Here is an 18,437-nt window from a genome sequence, read left to right as displayed (position 1 = left end):
GTTCCTCTTACTACTTGGCAGCCGGTGCGGGCTGGGCGGACATCAGGTCGACGAACTCGTCGAAGAGCTCGGACGCGTCGTGGGGGCCCGCGGCGGCCTCCGGGTGGAACTGGACGCTGAACACGGGTCGGTCCAGCAGCCGCAGGCCCTCGACGACCTGGTCGTTGAGGCCGATGTGGCTGACCTCGGCCCGGCCGTAGGGGGTGTCGAAGGGTGCGTCGAGCGGGGCGTCCACGGCGAAGCCGTGGTTCTGGCTGGTGATCGCCACCTTCTTGGTGCGGGTGTCGATGACCGGCTGGTTGACGCCTCGGTGGCCGAAGGGCAGCTTGTAGGTGCCCAGGCCCAGGGAGCGGCCCAGGATCTGGTTGCCGAAGCAGATGCCGAAGAGCGGCTTCCCGGCGTCCAGGACCCCGCGCATGGCGTCGACCGAGCGGTCGGCGGTGGCGGGGTCTCCGGGGCCGTTACTGAAGAAGACGCCGTCCGGGTCCAACGCGAGGATGTCCACCGCCGCGGCGGTGGCGGGCAGGACCGTGACCCTGCACCCGCGCTCGGCCAGCCGCTGGGGCGTCATGGCCTTGATGCCGAGGTCGACGGCGGCCACATGGAGGCGGGTCTCGACTCCCTGGGGAGGCAGGACCTCGTAGGCGGCCTCGGTGCTGACCTCGGCGGCGAGGTCGGAACCGGCCATGCGGGGCTGCTCGAGGATGCGGGCGAGCAGCGCCCTGGGGTCGCTCTCCACGCTGCTGACCGCCGCGCGCATGGCGCCCCGGTCGCGCAGGTGGCGGGTGAGGGCCCGGGTGCCGGTCAGCGCGATGCCGACCACGCCCTGGCGGCGCAGCTCCTCGTCGAGGGTGCGCTGGGCGCGCCAGTTGGAGGGGATGCGCGCGGGCTCGCGGACGACGTAGCCCGCCACCCAGATCCGGCCGGACTCGGGGTCGTCGTCGTTGACCCCGGTGTTGCCGATGTGCGGGGCGGTCATCGCCACGATCTGGCGGTGGTACGAGGGGTCGGTGAGGGTCTCCTGGTAGCCGGTCATCCCGGTGTTGAAGACGGCCTCCCCGAAGGTCTCGCCGGTGGCGCCGAAGGAGCGGCCGTGGAACACACGACCGTCCTCAAGCACCAGGATCGCCGGACCGCCGGTCTCCTCGGACACGTTTTCCCCCTCTGCCGCACCAGGCTCGGCCTGGGCGTTCACTGCGTTCGGTGTACTCAATTGATCTTCCCCTCCAGGACGGTGGGCGCGCCGCGCAGGAACGTGGCGCGGACCCGACCGGGCAGGGTCATGCCCCGGAAGGGGGTGTTGTCGCTCTTGGACGCCATGGCCGCGCCGTCGACGTCGACCGGCGCCGCGGGGTCGTACAGGACGACGTTGGCGGGCTCGCCCACGGTGAGCTCACGGCCGTGTCCGCTGACCCGTCCGATGCGGGCGGGTGCCGTGGACATGCGATCGGCGACCTCGGCCCAGGTGAGCAGGCCGGTGTCGACCATGGTGCGCTGCACGACCGCCAACGCGGTCTCCAGCCCGACCATTCCCATGGCGGCGTTGGACCACTCGGTCTCCTTGGCCTCCGCGGGGTGGGGGGCGTGGTCGGTGGCGACGATGTCGATCGTGCCGTCCGCCAGTCCCTCGCGCAGCGCCTGGACGTCCTCGGCGGTGCGCAGGGGCGGGTTGACCTTGTAGATCGGGTCGTAGCCCTCCACCAGTTCGTCGGTGAGGAGCAGGTGGTGGGGGGTGACCTCGGCGGTGACGTCGCAGCCCCGCGCCTTGGCCCAGCGGATGATGTCGACCGAGCCCTTGGTGGAGACGTGGCACACGTGCAGGCGCGAGCCGACGTGCTGGGCGAGCAGGCAGTCGCGGGCGATGATCGCCTCCTCGGCGACCGCGGGCCAGCCGGGCAGGCCGAGGCGGTCGGAGACGCAGCCCTCGTTCATCTGGGCGCCCTCGGTCAGGCGGGGTTCCTGGGCGTGCTGGGCGATGACGCCGTCGAACGCCTTGACGTACTCCAGGGCGCGCCGCATCAGCAGGGCGTCGGAGACGCAGATGCCGTCGTCGGAGAAGACCCGGACCTGCGCGGCGGAGTCGGCCATGGCGCCGATCTCGGAGAGCTGCTGACCGGCGAGTCCGACGGTGACGGCACCGACGGGGCGCACATCGCAGTACCCGGCCTCGCGGCCCAGGCGCCAGACCTGCTCGACCACTCCGGCGGTGTCGGCGACGGGGTCGGTGTTGGCCATGGCGTGTACGGAGGTGTAGCCGCCCATCGCGGCCGAGCGGGAGCCCGAGGCCACCGTCTCGGCGTCCTCTCGGCCGGGTTCGCGCAGGTGGGTGTGGAGGTCCACGAGTCCGGGCAGGGCGACCAGACCGGTGGCGTCCACGACCAGGGCGTCCTCGGGGGCCTCCAGGTCCGGGCCGATCCCGGCGATACGGCCGTCGACGAACAGCAGGTCGACGGGGTCACCGCCGAGCGGGCGGGCGCCCCTGATCAGGTACGGTCCGGTGTTTTCGGGCATGAGGGTGTCGGCTTTCTCGTGTTTCGTGAGTTTCGTGGGGCGGCCTGGGCGGGGCCCCGAACAGCGCGGCTCGCTCCGGCGGCTCTCGCGTGTTCGGGGGCCGGTGCTCCTAGGAGCCGCCGAGCAGCAGGTAGAGCACGGCCATGCGCAGGCTGACACCGTTGGCGACCTGCTCGGTGACGGTGCAGCGCGGGGAGTCGGCGACCTCGGCGGAGATCTCCATGCCGCGGACCATCGGACCGGGGTGCATGACGATCGCGTCGGAGGGCATCCGGCCCAGGCGCTCGCCGTCGAGGCCGTAGTTGCGGCTGTACTCGCGGACGGAGGGGAAGAACGAGTCGCGCATGCGCTCGGCCTGGACCCGCAACATCATGACCACGTCGGACTTGGGCAGGACCTCGTCGAGGTCGTAGGAGACCTCGCACGGCCAGGTGTGCACCGAGACCGGCAGCAGGGTGGGCGGCGCGACCAGGGTGACGTGCGCGCCCAGGGTGGTGAGCAGCAGCACGTTGGAGCGGGCGACCCGGCTGTGCAGGATGTCGCCGACCACGGCCACGCGCAGGCCGTCGAGACGGCCCAGGCGGTCACGCATGGTGTAGGCGTCCAGCAGGGCCTGGGTGGGGTGTTCGTGGGTGCCGTCGCCCGCGTTGAGGACGGAGCCGTCCACCCAGTGGGCCAGGCGGTGGGCGGCGCCGGAGGCGCTGTGCCGGATGACCACGGCGTCGGCCCCCATGGCCTGGAGGGTGAGCGCGGTGTCCTTGAGGCTCTCGCCCTTGGAGACGCTGGAGCCCTTGGCCGAGAAGTTGATGACGTCGGCGGACAGGCGCTTGGCGGCCAGTTCGAAGGAGGTCCGGGTGCGCGTGGAGTCCTCGTAGAAGAGGTTGACCACGGTGCGCCCGCGCAGGGTGGGCAGCTTCTTGACGGAGCGGTCCCCGACCTGCGCCAGTTCGGCGGCGGTGTCCAGGATGAGCGTGGCCTCGTCGCGGCTGAGGTCGCCGGTGGAGAGCAGGTGGCGCATCAGGCGTCCCCTTCCTTGGTGTCGGCCGAGGTCGCGACCGCGCCGGAGCGCGGCTTCGAGGGACCGAGGAGGACCGCGTCCTGGCCGTCGGTCTCGGACAGAAGGACCGTGACGCTCTCGCGCAGGGAGGTGGGCAGGTTCTTGCCCACGTAGTCGGCGCGGATGGGGAGTTCGCGGTGGCCCCGGTCGACGAGGACGGCGAGCTGGACGGCGCGGGGGCGGCCGAGGTCGCCGAGGGCGTCGAGGGCGGCACGGACGGTGCGGCCGGAGAAGAGGACGTCGTCGACGAGGACGACCACGCGGTCGTCGAGGCCGCCCGTGGGGATCGCGGTCCGGCCCAGGGCGCGGGCCGGGGCCAGGTGCAGGTCGTCGCGGTACATCGTGATGTCGAGCGAGCCGTGGGGAACGCTGAGGTCCTCGACACGCTCGATGCGGCGAGCCAGGCGCTCGGCGAGCGGTACGCCCCGTGAGGGGATGCCCAGGAGGGTGACGTGTTCGCCGCCCTTGGTGCGTTCGAGCACCTCGTGGGCGATGCGGGTCAGGGCCCGGTTGATCTCGTTGCCGTCGAGGACGGCTCTGGTGCCTTCGGGTACGTCGGGGGTTTCCGGTACCTCGGGTGAGGGCGCGGGGACACCAGTACCCGTGTCACCCCTGGTTGGTTTTCGCGCACGCAAAGTAGTGACCCCTTCCCTGCCTCACAGAACAGGTCGTTAAAGGATGTCGATCGGAGCCACGCTACCAGCGCGGACGGTGAGGCCCTCTGGCGCGTTCCACGCTCCGAGACTGTCAGTGTGATGCTGATCACAAAGACCGTCGATGATTGCCCAGCTAAGAGTATCCGTATCATGACACTCCGGATTTGCACACCATTCGGATGAAACGCGAAATTCCCTGTAGGGACGGGCTTTCCGCCCTCCGTGCGTGCCCCACTCGCCCCCACTTCTCCCAAAATGAGAGGCGTCTCACCTACGCACGGTTTGGCCACTGATTAGTCGCGTTTCACACCAACAGCTTGACCTGGACACCAGCCCCCCTCTACCGTCACTGTCTGTAACCACTACCGGGTGGGGTTGCACCCCGTGACCATCCGCTGGACCGCTCAGGCGGCCCGCCGAGTACGAGCGGACGTCTCCCCACTCACGCCAGCCACCGTCACGGCCGGGAGCGACAAGAAAATGCCATCCGAATACGCCAAGTCCCTCGGTGCGCGACTGCGTGCCATCCGCACCCAGCAGGGCCTGTCCCTTCACGGGGTGGAGGAGAAGTCCCACGGACGCTGGAAGGCCGTCGTGGTGGGCTCCTACGAGCGCGGTGACCGTGCCGTCACCGTTCAGAAGCTGGCCGAACTGGCCGACTTCTACGGGGTGCCGATGTCGGAGCTGCTGCCCGGCGGCGCCGCCCCCACACCCCTTGGGCCCACACCCAAGCTGGTCATCGATCTGGAGCGCATGCAGCAGCTCCCACAGGAGAAGGCGGGCCCGCTCTCCCGCTACGTCGCCACCATCCAGAGCCAGCGGGGCGACTACAACGGGCGGGTGCTGTCCATCCGTCAGGAGGACCTGCGCTCACTCGCGGTCATCTACGACAAGTCGCCCGGCGACCTGACCGAGGAACTCATCAACTGGGGCGTCCTCGACCCCGAGGCGCGTCGCGCAGTCGACGCCTTCTAGGAATCTCCGGCTCCGGGAACCCCCGGAACGGGAGAAGGCCGGGTGCCCCCTTGGGGGAACACCCGGCCTTCAGTGTGTCCGGACACGGGAACGCCGCACGGCGCTCCCGCGTGAACGCACGCGGCCGGGCAGGGGCTTCCCCTCCCCGACCCGGCCGCGCCGTGCCCCGTCGGACGAACCGACGGAGCCAGTCGAACTCGTGTTCGACAGAGCACAGTTAACACTCCACCCGGGGGACTCGTCAAGGAGCGGCGCGCACGGCGCACGCCAGGACCAGCGGCGACCGGTGGACACGCCCTAGTGTGGGGGCGTGGCAGCCCGTACCGAGTTACGCGAACTCGCTCCCCCCGCCTTCACCCACTCCGTGCCCGCCCTGCTGGAGATCTACGAGGCGGCCATGCGCCCACCGCCCGACCAGCTCCCCGGGCGGGCCGCCGTGATGGCCTCCCACGCCGGTTACCCCGGGTTCGGTTGCGTGGTGGCCATGGACGGCGAGCGACCCCTCGGCTTCGCCTACGCCTTCCACGGCCGCGAGGGCCAGTGGTGGCACGACGTCGTCACCGAGGGGCTGAGACTGCATGGGCGCTCACGGCACGCGCGCCGGTACCTGACGGACCCGCTGGAGATCGCCGAGGTCCACGTGCTCCCGGACGCGCAGAACCGGGGACTGGGCCGTTCCCTGCTGCACGCGCTGTGCGCGCGGAGGCCGGAGCGCACCGCCGTGTTGTCCACCCGTACGGGACCCACCGCGGCGCGCCACCTCTACCGCTCGTGCGGGTTCGTCGAGGTGCTGGAGTCCTTCTCGTTCCCCGGCTCCCCCGACCAGCCCTTCTCGATCATGGCCGCTCGGCTGCCGCTCCTCGGACCCGGTGCCCGGCGACCTCGCGGTAGATCTCCCTTGTGGCCGTGGACTGGTTGAACGTGATGAAGTGGATGCCCGGGGCGCCCTCGGAGAGGAGCCGCTCGCACATGCGCTGGGCGTGCTCGATCCCGAAGGCGCGCACCGCCTCCTCGTCGTCGCCGAACCGCTGGAAGCGCTCGGCCAGCGCGGAGGGGAACGGGGCTCCGGAGAGCTTCTCCGAGCGCGGGATGGAGGCGAGCTTCACCACCGGGAAGACCTCGGGGATGATCGGCACCTCACAGCCGCGCGCGGCCACCCGGTCGCGCAGGCGCAGGTAGTCGTCGGCGTCGAAGAACATCTGGGTGATGGCGTAGTCCGCCCCGGCCTCGCACTTGCGCACGAAGTGGTCGGTGTCGACCTCCACGTCGGCCGAGCGAGGGTGCTTGTAGGGGAAGGCCGCCACTCCGACGCAGAAGTCGCCGCTCTCCTTGAGGAGCCGGACCAGCTCCTCGGCGTAGGTGAGCCCGGCGGGGTGCTGGACCCACTCGCCGTCGGGGTCGCCGGGCGGGTCGCCGCGCACGGCCAGCATGTTGGACACGCCCGCGTCGGCCAGGCGGCCGATGAGGTGGCGCAGTTCGGCGACGGAGTGGTCCACCAGGGTCATGTGGGCGACCGGCATCAGGGTGGTGTCGGTCGCGATGCGCTCGGTGGTCTCCACCGTCAGGTCGCGGGTGCCGCCTCCGGCGCCATAGGTGACGGAGACGAAGGACGGGCCGAGGGCCTCGATCTCGCGGATCGCGCGCCAGAGTCGTTCCTGGGCCCTGGCGTTGCGGGGCGGGAAGAACTCGAAGGAGAACATCGGCTCGCCCGAGTCGAGGAGGTCGCGGATATGACGCGGCCTGGAAGCCGGGGTTCGGGGCGCCACGGGGCGGGTCGGTGCAGCCAACATGGCATCAACCTTAGGCGAGACCCCCTCGCAACCGGACGCCGCGTCCCACTTTCTGAGACAAAAACTGGAACCCGGCTCCATTTCTCATAATGCGAGACAACAAATGCCACATTGGACAACACTGTCTCCCATTATGGGCAAAGTGGGTCTCACTCGCCCCCTCTGCCGGGACCGGACCCCATTACCTCGATCCGGGGCATCCTCGCGCGGACCAGCCGCTAATGTGCAGGGTATGGCCGTCTCCACATCTTCCTCAGCCACCTCAGCCGTGTCCGTCATCCGCTCCGACGTGGACCGCGAACTCTCCTCCTTCTGCGCCTCGCACCGCGAACGGCTCCTGGAGATCGGGGAGGAACTGGCCCCGGCCATGGACTCCCTGGAGGTGATGGTCTCCGCGGGCAAGCGCCTGCGCCCCACCTTCGCCTACTGGGGATGGCGCGGCGCGGGCGGCACCGCCGGTGACGAGCGCATGGTGCGGGCCGCGGCCTCCCTGGAGTTCCTCCAGGCCTGTGCCCTGGTCCACGACGACGTGATCGACAACAGCGACACGCGGCGCGGGCGGCCCGCCACGCACAAGCGCATGGCCGGTCTGCACGCCGACCACGGCTGGAACGGTGACAGCGAGGGGTTCGGCGAGGGCGCCGCGATCCTCATCGGCGACCTCTGCCTGGCCTGGTCGGACGAGATGTACCAGGGCAGCGGGTTCTCAGCGGACACGCTCCAGGCCGGGCGGCCCCCCTTCGACGCGATGCGCACGGAGGTGATGGCCGGTCAGTACCTGGACACCCTGGAGCAGGTGCGGGGCACCGCCACCCGCGAGGCCGCCCTGCGCGTGATGCGCTACAAGTCGGCCAAGTACACGGTGGAGCGGCCGCTGCACCTGGGCGCCGCGCTGGCCGGGCGCCACGAGGAGCTGGCCGGCGTCTACACCGACTACGGCATCCCCCTGGGCATCGCCTTCCAGCTGCGCGACGACGTGCTCGGGGTCTTCGGCGACCCGGGCACCACGGGCAAGCCCGCCGGTGACGACCTGCGCGAGGGCAAGCGCACCCTGGTCGTCGCCGAGACCCTGGCCCGGTCCGGCGCGGCCGACGCCGAGCGCTTCCGGAGCCTGCTGGGCGCGCCGGACCTCGCCGTGGAGGCTGTGGACTGGATGTGCGCCCTGATCGAGTCCTCCGGGGCTCTGGCCGCCTGCGAGTCGATGGTCTCCGAGTACGCGGACCAGGCGCTGGCCGCCCTGGAGAGCCCCGAGCTGGACTCGTCCGCCCGCGGGCCGCTCGGCGACCTGGTGGTGGCGGCCACGCGACGCTCGCACTGATCCGCCTCGGGTGGGTCGAACCGACCCACCCCCGGCGCTCACCCTCGAAGCCCCTAGGGGTCAACCCTGGCGACTTCGGGGGTTTTCTCACGCCTGGTACCTGTTGCGGCTTCTGCCTGACTCCCGATTGAATCGAGACTCACGATACATCTCGACACCGGAGTCCTCCCCATGTCCCGACAGACCCCCGTGCTCGGTCCGACCGGTGCCACGGAGCGGGCGTTGGCGCCCGACCTCGCGCGCGGCTTCATGCTGTTGTTCATCGCCCTGGCCAACACCGTCTGGTACCTGTGGGCGGCCCCGAGCAACGGCCCGACCATGCATCCCACCCCCGAGGGCGGCCTGGACTCCGTCGCCCAGTTCTTCACGATCATGGCCGTGGACATGCGCAGCTATCCGATGTTCGCGTTCCTGTTCGGCTACGGGATGATGCAGCTGGCCCGCCGCCAGGAGGCGGCCGGAGCCGACGTGAGGAGCGTCAACGCCCTGCTGCGCCGCCGGAACCTGTGGCTGATCGTCTTCGGCTTCTTCCACGCCCTGCTGCTGTGGATGGGCGACGTCCTGGGCGCCTACGGCGTGGCCGGACTGGTCCTGGGCTGGCTGTTCTTCCGGCGCAAGGACGTGACCCTGATCGTGTGGGGCGCCGTGCTGACCTCGCTCATGACGTTGGTCAGCGCGTTCAGCCTCCTGGCCCTGCCGTTCGTCAGCGAGACCGACGGCGGCTCGGGCGGCTTCGACATCAGCGAGATGGCGGGCAACATCGGTGACCCGTCCATCGCCTCCGCCGCCGTGGACCGGGTGGCGAACTGGCCCCTGGTCAGCGTCGGCCAGGGACTGCTGGGCCTGGTCGTGCCCACCGCGATCCTGATCGGTTTCTGGGCCGCGCGCCGCGGGTTCCTGGAGGAGCCCGGTCAGAACCTGCGGGCCCTGCGCTGGGTGGCGGTCCTCGGCATCGCCGTCGGCTGGATCGGCGGCCTCCCCGAGGCGCTGAACCAGGTCGGTGTCTGGGACCTGAACGCCGCCCAGGGCCTCATGCTCGCCTTCCCGCACATGCTGACCGGGCTCTTCGGCGGCCTGGGGTACGTCGCGCTGATCGCGCTGATCGCCCACCGCCTCCAGGAGCGCGGCCGGACCGGTGGGGTCGTGGTGACCGCTCTGGGCGCCACCGGCAGGCGTTCCCTCAGCGCCTACCTGGCGCAGTCCGTCCTGTGCGCGCCGATCCTGGCCGCGTGGGGTCTGGGCCTGGCCGCGTACCTCACCTCGTGGACGATGTTCCTGTACGCGGTCGCGGTGTGGCTGGTCACGGTGGCGGGCGCCTACGCCATGGAGCGCGCCGGACGACGCGGACCGGCCGAGGTGCTGCTGCGCAAGCTGTCCTACCGGCGTTCGACGAGGGCGGTCGCGGAGCCCTCCGGACCGCCCCGGGCGGACGAGCACCAAGAGCGCACCAGCGCCTGACCGGGGGGCGCAAAAAGGGGCGCGCCGGTCAGCGACCGGTGGACACTCGTACCCCAGGATGGGTTTCCATGGGCGACGATCACATGACAAACCACACCATAGGGGTGACCGGGGCCACCGGTGCGCTGGGCGGGCGTGTGGCCGCCCGGATCGCACGGCTCGGACTGGCTCAGCGCCTCATCGTGCGCGACATCAACCGGGCTCCGGAGTACCCGGAGAGCAGCGCGGCGATGGCGGTCTACGAGGACACAGCCGCCTTCGAGAAGGCCTGTCGTGGCGTGGACACGCTCTTCCTGGTCTCGGCGACGGAGTCCGAGGACCGGGTGGAGGCCCATCTGAGCGCCGTGGACGGGGCGGTCCGCGCCGGTGTGTCACGGATCGTCTATCTGTCGTTCCTGGGCGCGGGCCCGGCGTCCACGTTCACGTTCGCCCGCACGCACTTCTACACGGAGGCCCACATCCGGTCGACGGGTGTGTCCCACACGTTCCTGAGACCCAGCCTGTACCTGGACCTGCTGCCCCGTTGGGTGGACGAGAAGGGCGTGGTGCGCGGCCCGGCCGGGGAGGGCCGGGTCGCGTGGGTCTCGCGCGACGACGTGGCCGACGTCGCCGCGGCCGTGCTGACCGATCCGGTGGTGGCGGCGGCCTCGGAGGACAGGACACACGACGTGACCGGGCCGGAGTCGCTGTCGGTGGGCGCCACCGTGGAGAAGCTGGGCCGGTTGACCGGGCGGAGCGTCCGGTACGTGCCCGAGACCTGGGAGGAGGCCCTGGAATCGCGTCGTCCGAGCGGGGCCGCCGAGTGGGCGATCGAGGGCTGGGCCTCCTCGTACGCCGCCATCGCCGCCGGGGAGCTGGATGTGGTCTCGCCCGTCGTTCCCGACCTGACCGGGCACCCGGCGCAGTCCATCGAGGGGTTCCTGCGCCGCCATCCGAGCGCCCTCTCCCACGTCGGGGGCTGACCGCCCCCTCCCCCGCCACCGCCGTGCCCCGGGCGCGGCGGTTCCCCTTGTCCGGGACGGCGGCCCTTGACCTCAACATTCGTTGAGGAACCAGTCTTGGCTCCGGGGGACACTCCCCCGCCGAAGGAGAGTGGTGGAGATGCGCGCGGTGCGAGTGGACGAGTTCGGTGGCCCGGAGGTCCTGGTGACGCGGGAGCTGCCCGACCCCGAACCCGGCCCCGGCGAGGTGCTGGTCGAGGTCGGGGCGGCCAACGTGATCTACCTCGACACCCTGATCCGCAGCGGCGCCGCACAGGGCCACTTCCCCCAGGCCCCGCCCTACGTGCCCGGGGGTAGCGTGGTCGGCCGGGTCACCTCGGTCGGCCCCGGCACCGACCCGGCCTGGACGGGCACGCGGGTCCTCACCCGCACGGACGACGGCGGATACGCCGACCGCGTCACCGTCCCGGCCGAGGGGCTGCTCCGGGTCCCCGAGGAGCTGCGCCCCCTCGACGCCCTGGCCCTGATGGTCGACGGGGCGACCGCGATGATGCTGGAGCGGGCCGCCCGCTTCGGTCCGGATGCCTGGGTCCTGGTCCTGGCCGCCACCGGCGGGGCAGGCAGCCTGGTCGTGCAACTCGCCCGTCTCGCGGGGGCCCGGGTGATCGGCGCCGCCCGGGGCGCGGAGAAGCTGGCGCTGGCCCGGTCCCTCGGAGCGGAGGAGGCCGTGGACTACTCGCAGCCGGGCTGGCTGGACCGGGTGCGCGGGATCACCGGCGGCGCCGGGGCCGCCGTGGTGATCGACGGGGCCGGCGGTGAGCTGGGATCGGCCTCCTTCGGGGCGGTGGCCGACGGCGGCCGGTTCCTCAGCTACGGCACGGCCGGAGGCTCGTTCGCCGAGGTGGACACGACCGAGGCCGAGCGGCGCGGGATCACCGCCCTGGGTCTGAACGAGATGCAGGCGCGGCCGGGAACGGACCGAGGCGACCTCACCAGGCTCGCACTGGAGGAGGCGCGGGCCGGACACCTGCGACCGCACGTGGGGCTGATCCTGCCGCTGGAGCGGGCCGCCGAGGCACACGCCGCTCTTGAGGGCCGCCGTGTGCCGGGAAAGGTGCTCCTGGTCCCCTGAGTCGTGCTGACCGGATCATTCCTCCCGCCCGCCGCCCGCCGCCAACCTCGACGGACGCCTGCGGCGCGGTGTCCTCGCGTCACCACCGGGATGTGCCTGTGCGCCGATGAAGCTCGGACAGCCACCCGGTCGGGTCCCACCGTGCGACACCGCGGAGCCCGCGTGGCAGCGCACAGCAGGGGAGACGGACGCTCACATCGATGGCGGCCGCGCCGCCACCGGCGGTGCGTCCAAGAGGGGACACACAGGGCCCTTCTTCTGGATCGATCCGCCCCGACGTCGCTCACCACCGTCCCCACCAACTCCTACGGCGCTGGCGGCCAGGCCGCCGTCGGCGAAGGCACCCGAGAACCACGCCCTGGCCCCGTGCGGTCGCCGGCTCGAGGACGATCCCTGGGAGGGGCAGGGCATGGAGCGGCCCCGGTCCCGTGCGGGGTCCCGGGGCCGTCGGTGTTCGTTCAGGCGAGTCGCGCGGTGAGCTTGGCCTTGAGGGCGCTGGCTGCCGCTCGCGGGTCCTGCGCCTCGGTGACGGCGCGCACCACGACCACGCGGGTGGCCCCGGCGTCCAGCACCCGGTCCACGTTCTCCAGGTCGATGCCGCCGATCGCGAACCAGGGCCGGTCGGTGCCCAGCGCGGCCGCGCGTTCCACCAGTTCGAGCCCGGCCGCCGGGCGTCCCGGCTTGGTCGGGGTCGCCCAGGTCGGGCCCACGCAGAAGTAGTCGCTCCCGGGTTCCTCCGCCGATCGCGCGGCGGCCTCGGGGTCGTTGTTGGAGCGGCCGATCAGGGGGTCGGCGCCGATGACGTCGCGGGCCAGGGGTACCGGCAAGTCGCGCTGGCCCAGGTGCAGTACGTCGGCGCGCACCGCGCGGGCGATGTCGGCGCGGTCGTTGACCGCGAGCAGGGCGCCGTGGCGTTCGCACGCCTCCCTCAGGACTTCCAGGGCGGCCAGTTCCCCGCGCGCCTCCAGCCCCTTGTCCCGGAGTTGGATGATGTCCACACCGCCGGACAGGGCGGCGTCCGCGAACTCCGCGAGATCACCGCTCCCGGCCCGGGCGTCGGTGCACAGGTACAGAAGGGATGCGTCCAGGCGCTCGCGCAGGCTGGTTCCGTGGCTCGTCCTCACGCGCCCCACCATAACCAACGGCCCGGGGACGTCACCGAGGTGGTGCGTCCCCGGGCCGTGGACGGCTCAGAAGGCCATGCCCTGCGCCCGGCGGCGGACCTCGGTGCCCCGGTTCTCGCGCATGGCCTGGATCGGCGTGCCCGGCAGGGTGTCGTCCGGGGTGAACAGCCAACGCAGGGCCTCCCCGGTGGAGAATCCGGCGTCGGTCAGCAGCACGATGGTGCCCGGCAGGCCCTTGACCAGGTCCTGGCCGTCCAGGAAGGCGGCGGGAATGGAGAGCTCACCACCGCGCACCACGCCCATCAGGCGGTTCTCGCGGATGAGGGTCTTGATGCGGTTGGGGCTCACGCCCAGCGGGGCGGCCGCCTCACGCAGGGTCAGCCATTCGCCGACGAGTTCGTCGAGTTCACGATCGCTTTGTGTCACCTCACCAATCTGCCACACCCGACCGGGCCCCGGAGACCATCGCGCCGCCCTGGGGGCTCCCTGCCTGGGAGATCCCCGCCACGGCCGGTCCGGACGGGTTGTCCTAGGATGGGTGGACAGACATGTCCCGCGGGAGCCGGGTGGACCCGGCTGAGAGGGAGGCTCGCGGCCTCCGACCGCACGAACCTGATCCGGGTCATACCGGCGAAGGGAGTGGAACACGGCGCCGTGCGCACCAACGACGTTCCCCCGCAGAAGACGATTCATCCCACCACTACCGTGGTCGTGGTCGGCGGCGGTGTCGTCGGCCGGGTCACCGCCTGGCGGGCCGCCCAGCGCGGCCTCGCCGTCACCCTCGTCGAACCCGACCCCGTCACCGAACCCTCCGCCGCCCGCGCCTCCTCGACCGTCGCCGCGGGCATGCTCACCCCCGCCACCGAGGCGGTCTTCGGTGAGGAGGAGCTGATGGAGATGGGGGTGCGCTCCGCGCGCCTGTACGACGACTTCGTCGCCGAACTGGAGGAGGCCAGCGGGGTCGACGTCGGCCACCGCCGCACCGGCACCCTCCTGGTCGCCTTCGACAGCGACGACCTGGCCGTCCTCACCGACCTGCACGCCCTCCAGGAACGCCTGGGCATCCCCACTCAACGGCTGACCAGCCGCGAGTGCCGCCGCCTCGAACCCACCCTCGCGCCCGGCGTGCGCGGCGGGGTACTGGCCCCCGAGGACCACTCCGTGAACCCGCGCGCCCTGCTTCTGGCCCTGGCCCGGGCCGGGGAGCGCGCGGGCGTGCGCGAGGTCTCCGGGTACGCGGAGGAGGTCGCCACCCCCGGCCCCGACGGGGCGCGACTGGGCGTGCGCCTGGCCGACGGCTCCGCGCTGCCCGCCGAACAGGTGGTGCTCGCCGCCGGGTGCTGGGGCGACCGGGTGCGGGTGCCCGAACCCGTGGTGCCGCCGCTGCGCCCGGTCAAGGGGCAACTGTTGCGCGCCCGGGTCCCCGCGGGGGAACCACCGCTGGTCACCCGCACCGTGCGCGGCCTGGTGCGCGGGTTCCCCGTCTACCTGGTGCCCCGCGCGGACGGCGAGGTGATCGTCGGCGCCACCCAGGAGGAACTGGGCCACGACACATCCCTGACGGTGGGCGGGCTCTGGCAGGTCCTGCGGGACGCGCGCGAACTCGTCCCGGGGGTGAGCGAGCTGGAGGTCGTCGAGACCTGTGTGGGGCTGCGGCCGGGCTCACCCGACAACGAACCCCTCCTGGGCCCGACACGGGTCCCCGGACTACACCTGGCCGCCGGGCACTTCCGGCACGGGGTCCTGCTGGCCCCGGTGACCGGGGAGGTCATGGCCGAGGCCCTCACCACCGGCGCGCTGCCCCCGTACGCGCGCCGGTTCGCAGCCAGCAGATGGACGCGTGAGCAGACGTGGGAGTAGCAGTGGAACTGATCATCAACGGACAGGCCCGGGACAGCGCGGCGACCACCGTGGACGGGGTCGTGCGCGCGCTCACCGACGCCGGGGACGGCGCCGTCCCCGGGGGGATCGCGGTCGCGGTCAACGACGAGGTGGTGCGCCGCACCGCCTGGACGGACACCGCGCTCCGCGCGGGCGACCGCGTGGACGTCCTCACCGCCGTACAGGGAGGCTGAACCATGACACAGACGCACGAGTCCGTGACCGTCGCGGAAAGCGCCCCGGAGGACCCGCTCGTCATCGCGGGGGTCTCCTTCGGCTCCCGCCTCATCACCGGTACCGGCGGGGCGCCCTCCCTGGAGGTCCTGGAGGAGGCGCTCCTGGCGTCGGGGACCGAACTCACCACCGTGGCGATGCGCCGGATCAGCCCGGGCACCCAGGGGTCGGTGTGGGACGTCCTGGACCGCAACGGCATCCGCCCGCTGCCCAACACCGCCGGGTGCTTCACCGCCGTGGACGCCGTGCGCACGGCGAAGCTCGGCCGCGAGGCGCTGGGCACCGACTGGGTGAAGCTGGAGGTGGTCGCCGACGAGCACACCCTCCTGCCCGACCCGGTGGAACTGCTGGACGCCGCGGAGGCGCTGGTCGACGACGGCTTCACCGTGCTGCCCTACACCAACGACGACCCGGTGCTGGCGCGTCGCCTGGAGCAGCTGGGCTGCGCGGCCGTGATGCCGCTGGCCGCGCCGATCGGTTCCGGTCTGGGCATCCGCAACCCGCACAACCTGGAGCTGATCGTCGAGCAGGCCGACGTCCCGGTGATCGTCGACGCGGGCATCGGCACGGCCAGCGACGCCGCCCTGGCGATGGAGCTGGGCTGTGACGCCGTGTTGTTGGCCACGGCCGTGACACGCGCCCAGGAGCCGGTCCGGATGGCCACGGCGATGCGCGACGCCGTGCGCGCCGGACGCGGCGCCCGGCTGGCCGGACGCATCCCGGTCCGGCGCCACGCCAGGGCGTCCAGCCCCGACGTGGTCTGAGCGTCCCCAGAGGACACCGCCACGGTGGGGGCCGGGGGCCGGGGCCGCCGCCTGCGCGGACACACCACCCTGGACATGGGGTCACGACACTCGAACACACCGTGAAAACCGGGTTTGGTGCCGTCCCCTACCGTGGGAGGGGTGTGCGTGCCGCGCGGCGGCACCGCACCCACATACCGCCCAGGCGCGAACGCCCCGAACCGACTCCGGTCGGCTCCACGACGGTGGACACGAGGGCCGCCGCGACCGTGAACCGCGGGGCAAACCTGACACCGGCTTCCGCTATCGTGTCGGATCGACACCAGGTGTCGGGTACGCGCCACCGGCAGCGAACGCCCGCGCTCCCCGCAGCAAGGACACAATCCCGCCGTGGACATGACGACTTCCGACCCGCTTGTAGGCGCGACGCTGGACCGTCGCTACTTCGTCGAGTCAAGGATCGCCGGTGGCGGCATGGCGACGGTCTACGTCGCCCACGACCTGAGGCTGGACCGACGGCTGGCACTCAAGGTCATGCACCCCTCCCTGGCCCAGGACCCGACCTTCGTCCAGCGCTTCATCAACGAGGCCCACTCGGTCGCCAAGCTCTCGCATCCCAACGTCGTGCAGGTCTTCGACCAGGGTGAGGACCAGGGACACGTCTTCCTGGCCATGGAGTACGTCCCGGGCCAGACCCTGCGCGACCTCCTCAAGGAGCACGGTCGGCTGGGCCCGCAGCAGGCCCTGAACTTCATGGCCTCGGTGCTGGCCGCGCTCGGCGCCGCCCACCAGGCCGGCATGGTGCACCGCGACGTCAAGCCCGAGAACGTCCTCATCAGCAAGGACGGCCGGGTCAAGGTGGCCGACTTCGGTCTGGCCCGCGCGGTGGAGCAGTCCAACCAGGGGTTGACCCGTACCGGCACGCTCATGGGCACCGCCGCCTACCTGGCGCCCGAGCAGATCGAGAAGGGCACCGCCGACGCGCGCAGCGACGTCTACGCCGCCGGGATCATGCTCTACGAACTGCTCACCGGCGGCCAGCCGCACACCGGTGAGACGCCGATCGCGATCGCCTACCAGCACGTGACCGAGGACGTCCCGCGTCCCTCGCACTTCCTGCCGAACCTGCCGCCCGAGGTCGACGGCCTGGTCACCAAGGCCACCGAGCGCGACCCCCGGTACCGTCCGAGCAACGCGGGCCAGTACCTGGCCAAGGTCCTGGAGGTCCTGCGCACCCTGCCGGACACCGGCTCGGCTCCGGCCGCGCCGTTGGCCCCCGTGGCCCCGCAGGCCAACTCGGCCGCCACCATGACCGCGCCCCAGCTGATCGCGGGCGGCGCAGGTCCGGGTACCGAGAACGCCACCATGGTCGTGGACATGAACGGCGCCGACCTGGGCCGGGACGACTACGACGACGACGGTTACGACGACTACCCCGTGAGGGGCGGGTCGTGGTTCTCGCGCAACCGCCTCCTGGTGGTCGGGGCGCTCGTGACGGCCCTGGTCGTGGGTGTGGCGGGCTGGTGGTTCCTGCTCGGCCGCTACGAGTCCGTCCCCGACGTGATCGGGCTGTCCCCCGAGGCCGCCAGCGAGCAGATCCGCGGGGCCGGTCTGGTGGTCGATCTGTCCGACGACACGGTGTACAGCGACGACGCCGCCGCCGGTGAGGTCGGCGACACCGATCCGGAGGTGGACGACCGCCTCTCCCCGGGTGACACGGTGACGGTGTTCCTGTCCAAGGGCCCGCAGAACGTGTCCATGCCCGACCTCGTTGGCGACGACGTCGCCAACGCGCTCAAGGCCATGGAGGACCTCGGCTTCGACGACGAGAGCGTCGTCCAGGAGGAGCAGGACTCCCCGGACAACGCCCCCGGCGAGGTGCTGGCCACCAGCCCCGAGGCCGGGGCGGAGGCGGACCGGGAGGGGACGGTGACCATCACCGTCAGCAGCGGTATCCCCGTTCCGAGCCTGGCCGGGGAGAAGCGCGAGGACGCCGAGAAGACCCTCAGCGACCTCGGCCTGACTGCCGAGATCGTGGAGGAGGAGAGCGAGAACATCGACGAGGGCCTGGTGATCAGCCAGTCCCCCGACACCGGCACCAACGTCGGCCCCGGGGCCAGCGTGACGCTGACCGTCTCCAGCGGCCCGCCCGAGGTCGACATCCCGGACGTGGTCGGCGACTCCGTCCGCGACGCCCGCAAGGAGCTGGAGGAGGCCGGGTTCGAGGTCGAGGTCGAACGGATCTTCGGCGGCCGCGTGGTGGCGCACCAGTCGCACACCGGCAGCGCGCCGGAGGGCACCAAGATCAAGCTCACCGCCACTCCCGGCGGGATCGACCTGGGCGACCTCGACGAGGACGACGACGACTGACCGGACTCCGCGCCACCGCGCGCCGCCCGGATGACCGCCGCCCCTTCCCTGTCCGGGAGGGGGCGGCGGTCAGGGCGTGTTCGGTGGGTGCTGCCCGTCGCGAGCGGTGCGTCCAGTGGTGCTGGCGCAAGGCCGAAGAAGGAGTCAGCCCGGGTTTGGCTGTCGACTGATGAGAACGCAGTGCAAGTGCCGCTGGGGCGACGTGTAGCAGGGCGTGTGCCCGCCGAACACGCCCTAGTAGTGTCGG

The 18,437-nt window shown here is 71.8% G+C and carries 17 protein-coding genes and 1 riboswitch; of the genes, 10 read left to right on the top strand and 7 right to left on the bottom strand.

Annotated elements, in window-relative coordinates:
• Positions 1-10: 10 nt before the first annotated feature.
• The 4 genes from carA to pyrR all read right to left on the bottom strand — a co-directional run bounded on the left by carA (position 11) and on the right by pyrR (position 4,203).
• Positions 11-1,153 (bottom strand): glutamine-hydrolyzing carbamoyl-phosphate synthase small subunit, encoded by a 1,143-nt coding sequence (gene carA / locus ADX84_RS00645; protein WP_049565482.1) that lies wholly within the window; start codon positions 1,151-1,153, stop codon positions 11-13.
• Between the two features lie 56 nt (positions 1,154-1,209).
• Complete coding sequence (locus ADX84_RS00640) at positions 1,210-2,511, bottom strand: dihydroorotase (RefSeq protein ID WP_049565485.1); 1,302 nt, start codon at positions 2,509-2,511, stop codon at positions 1,210-1,212.
• A gap of 109 nt (positions 2,512-2,620) precedes the next feature.
• Positions 2,621-3,529, bottom strand: coding sequence for an aspartate carbamoyltransferase catalytic subunit (locus tag ADX84_RS00635; protein WP_017546558.1), 909 nt, complete (start codon positions 3,527-3,529; stop codon positions 2,621-2,623).
• Complete coding sequence (pyrR, locus tag ADX84_RS00630; RefSeq protein ID WP_049565496.1) at positions 3,529-4,203, bottom strand: bifunctional pyr operon transcriptional regulator/uracil phosphoribosyltransferase PyrR; 675 nt, start codon at positions 4,201-4,203, stop codon at positions 3,529-3,531. Before pyrR ends, ADX84_RS00635 begins: the two co-directional genes overlap by 1 nt.
• 501 nt (positions 4,204-4,704) lie before the next feature.
• Between pyrR and ADX84_RS00625 the strand changes: the two genes are divergently transcribed.
• Complete coding sequence (locus tag ADX84_RS00625; RefSeq protein ID WP_013154123.1) at positions 4,705-5,199, top strand: transcriptional regulator; 495 nt, start codon at positions 4,705-4,707, stop codon at positions 5,197-5,199.
• A 310-nt stretch (positions 5,200-5,509) separates the two neighbouring features.
• A complete protein-coding gene (locus ADX84_RS25160; RefSeq protein ID WP_049565503.1) occupies positions 5,510-6,118 on the top strand; it encodes a GNAT family N-acetyltransferase in 609 nt (202 codons plus the stop codon).
• Here the strand turns inward: ADX84_RS25160 and metF are convergent.
• Complete coding sequence (metF, locus tag ADX84_RS00615) at positions 6,036-6,965, bottom strand: methylenetetrahydrofolate reductase [NAD(P)H] (protein ID WP_049565506.1); 930 nt, start codon at positions 6,963-6,965, stop codon at positions 6,036-6,038. The two genes, ADX84_RS25160 and metF, sit on opposite strands and share 83 nt — an antisense overlap.
• Positions 6,966-7,221: 256 nt before the next feature.
• Here metF and ADX84_RS00610 point away from each other — a divergent pair, with 256 nt between their 5' ends.
• From ADX84_RS00610 to ADX84_RS00595, 4 genes are all read left to right on the top strand, one after another.
• Positions 7,222-8,307: a polyprenyl synthetase family protein gene (locus ADX84_RS00610; protein ID WP_199776436.1), complete on the top strand. Its 1,086-nt coding sequence runs from the start codon at positions 7,222-7,224 to the stop codon at positions 8,305-8,307.
• Between the two features lie 171 nt (positions 8,308-8,478).
• On the top strand, positions 8,479-9,765 hold the full coding sequence (locus tag ADX84_RS00605; protein ID WP_049565508.1) for a DUF418 domain-containing protein: 1,287 nt from the start codon (positions 8,479-8,481) through the stop codon (positions 9,763-9,765).
• A 68-nt stretch (positions 9,766-9,833) separates the two neighbouring features.
• Positions 9,834-10,727 carry an SDR family oxidoreductase gene (locus ADX84_RS00600; protein WP_049565511.1) on the top strand — a complete coding sequence of 298 codons (894 nt, stop codon included), beginning with the start codon at positions 9,834-9,836 and terminating at the stop codon, positions 10,725-10,727.
• A gap of 139 nt (positions 10,728-10,866) precedes the next feature.
• Positions 10,867-11,838 (top strand): zinc-binding dehydrogenase, encoded by a 972-nt coding sequence (locus ADX84_RS00595; protein ID WP_049565736.1) that lies wholly within the window; start codon positions 10,867-10,869, stop codon positions 11,836-11,838.
• Between the two features lie 458 nt (positions 11,839-12,296).
• Here ADX84_RS00595 and thiE read toward each other — a convergent pair whose 3' ends face one another.
• Positions 12,297-12,962 (bottom strand): thiamine phosphate synthase, encoded by a 666-nt coding sequence (gene thiE, locus ADX84_RS00590; protein WP_049565515.1) that lies wholly within the window; start codon positions 12,960-12,962, stop codon positions 12,297-12,299.
• Between the two features lie 66 nt (positions 12,963-13,028).
• Positions 13,029-13,388 carry an Rv2175c family DNA-binding protein gene (locus ADX84_RS00585; protein ID WP_026129616.1) on the bottom strand — a complete coding sequence of 120 codons (360 nt, stop codon included), beginning with the start codon at positions 13,386-13,388 and terminating at the stop codon, positions 13,029-13,031.
• Between the two features lie 119 nt (positions 13,389-13,507).
• Positions 13,508-13,618, top strand: a riboswitch (TPP riboswitch).
• Here ADX84_RS00585 and thiO point away from each other — a divergent pair.
• The 4 genes from thiO (at position 13,617) to pknB (ending at position 18,190) form a co-directional block, all read left to right on the top strand.
• Positions 13,617-14,822 carry a glycine oxidase ThiO gene (gene thiO, locus ADX84_RS00580; RefSeq protein WP_082206218.1) on the top strand — a complete coding sequence of 402 codons (1,206 nt, stop codon included), beginning with the start codon at positions 13,617-13,619 and terminating at the stop codon, positions 14,820-14,822. It overlaps the preceding riboswitch by 2 nt.
• Positions 14,823-14,824: 2 nt before the next feature.
• Positions 14,825-15,037 (top strand): sulfur carrier protein ThiS, encoded by a 213-nt coding sequence (thiS, locus tag ADX84_RS00575; RefSeq protein WP_049565523.1) that lies wholly within the window; start codon positions 14,825-14,827, stop codon positions 15,035-15,037.
• Positions 15,038-15,040: 3 nt separating this feature from the next.
• Positions 15,041-15,841 carry a thiazole synthase gene (locus ADX84_RS00570; protein WP_049565664.1) on the top strand — a complete coding sequence of 267 codons (801 nt, stop codon included), beginning with the start codon at positions 15,041-15,043 and terminating at the stop codon, positions 15,839-15,841.
• A gap of 369 nt (positions 15,842-16,210) precedes the next feature.
• Positions 16,211-18,190: a Stk1 family PASTA domain-containing Ser/Thr kinase gene (gene pknB, locus ADX84_RS00565; RefSeq protein ID WP_049565530.1), complete on the top strand. Its 1,980-nt coding sequence runs from the start codon at positions 16,211-16,213 to the stop codon at positions 18,188-18,190.
• Positions 18,191-18,437: the final 247 nt, after the last annotated feature.

Origin of the sequence: Nocardiopsis sp. SBT366, assembly GCF_001083815.1 — a bacterium.
Lineage (GTDB): Bacteria > Actinomycetota > Actinomycetes > Streptosporangiales > Streptosporangiaceae > Nocardiopsis > Nocardiopsis prasina.
The sequence above is the reverse complement of the archived record's forward strand: the minus strand, read 5'-3'. Positions and strand labels throughout refer to the sequence as shown.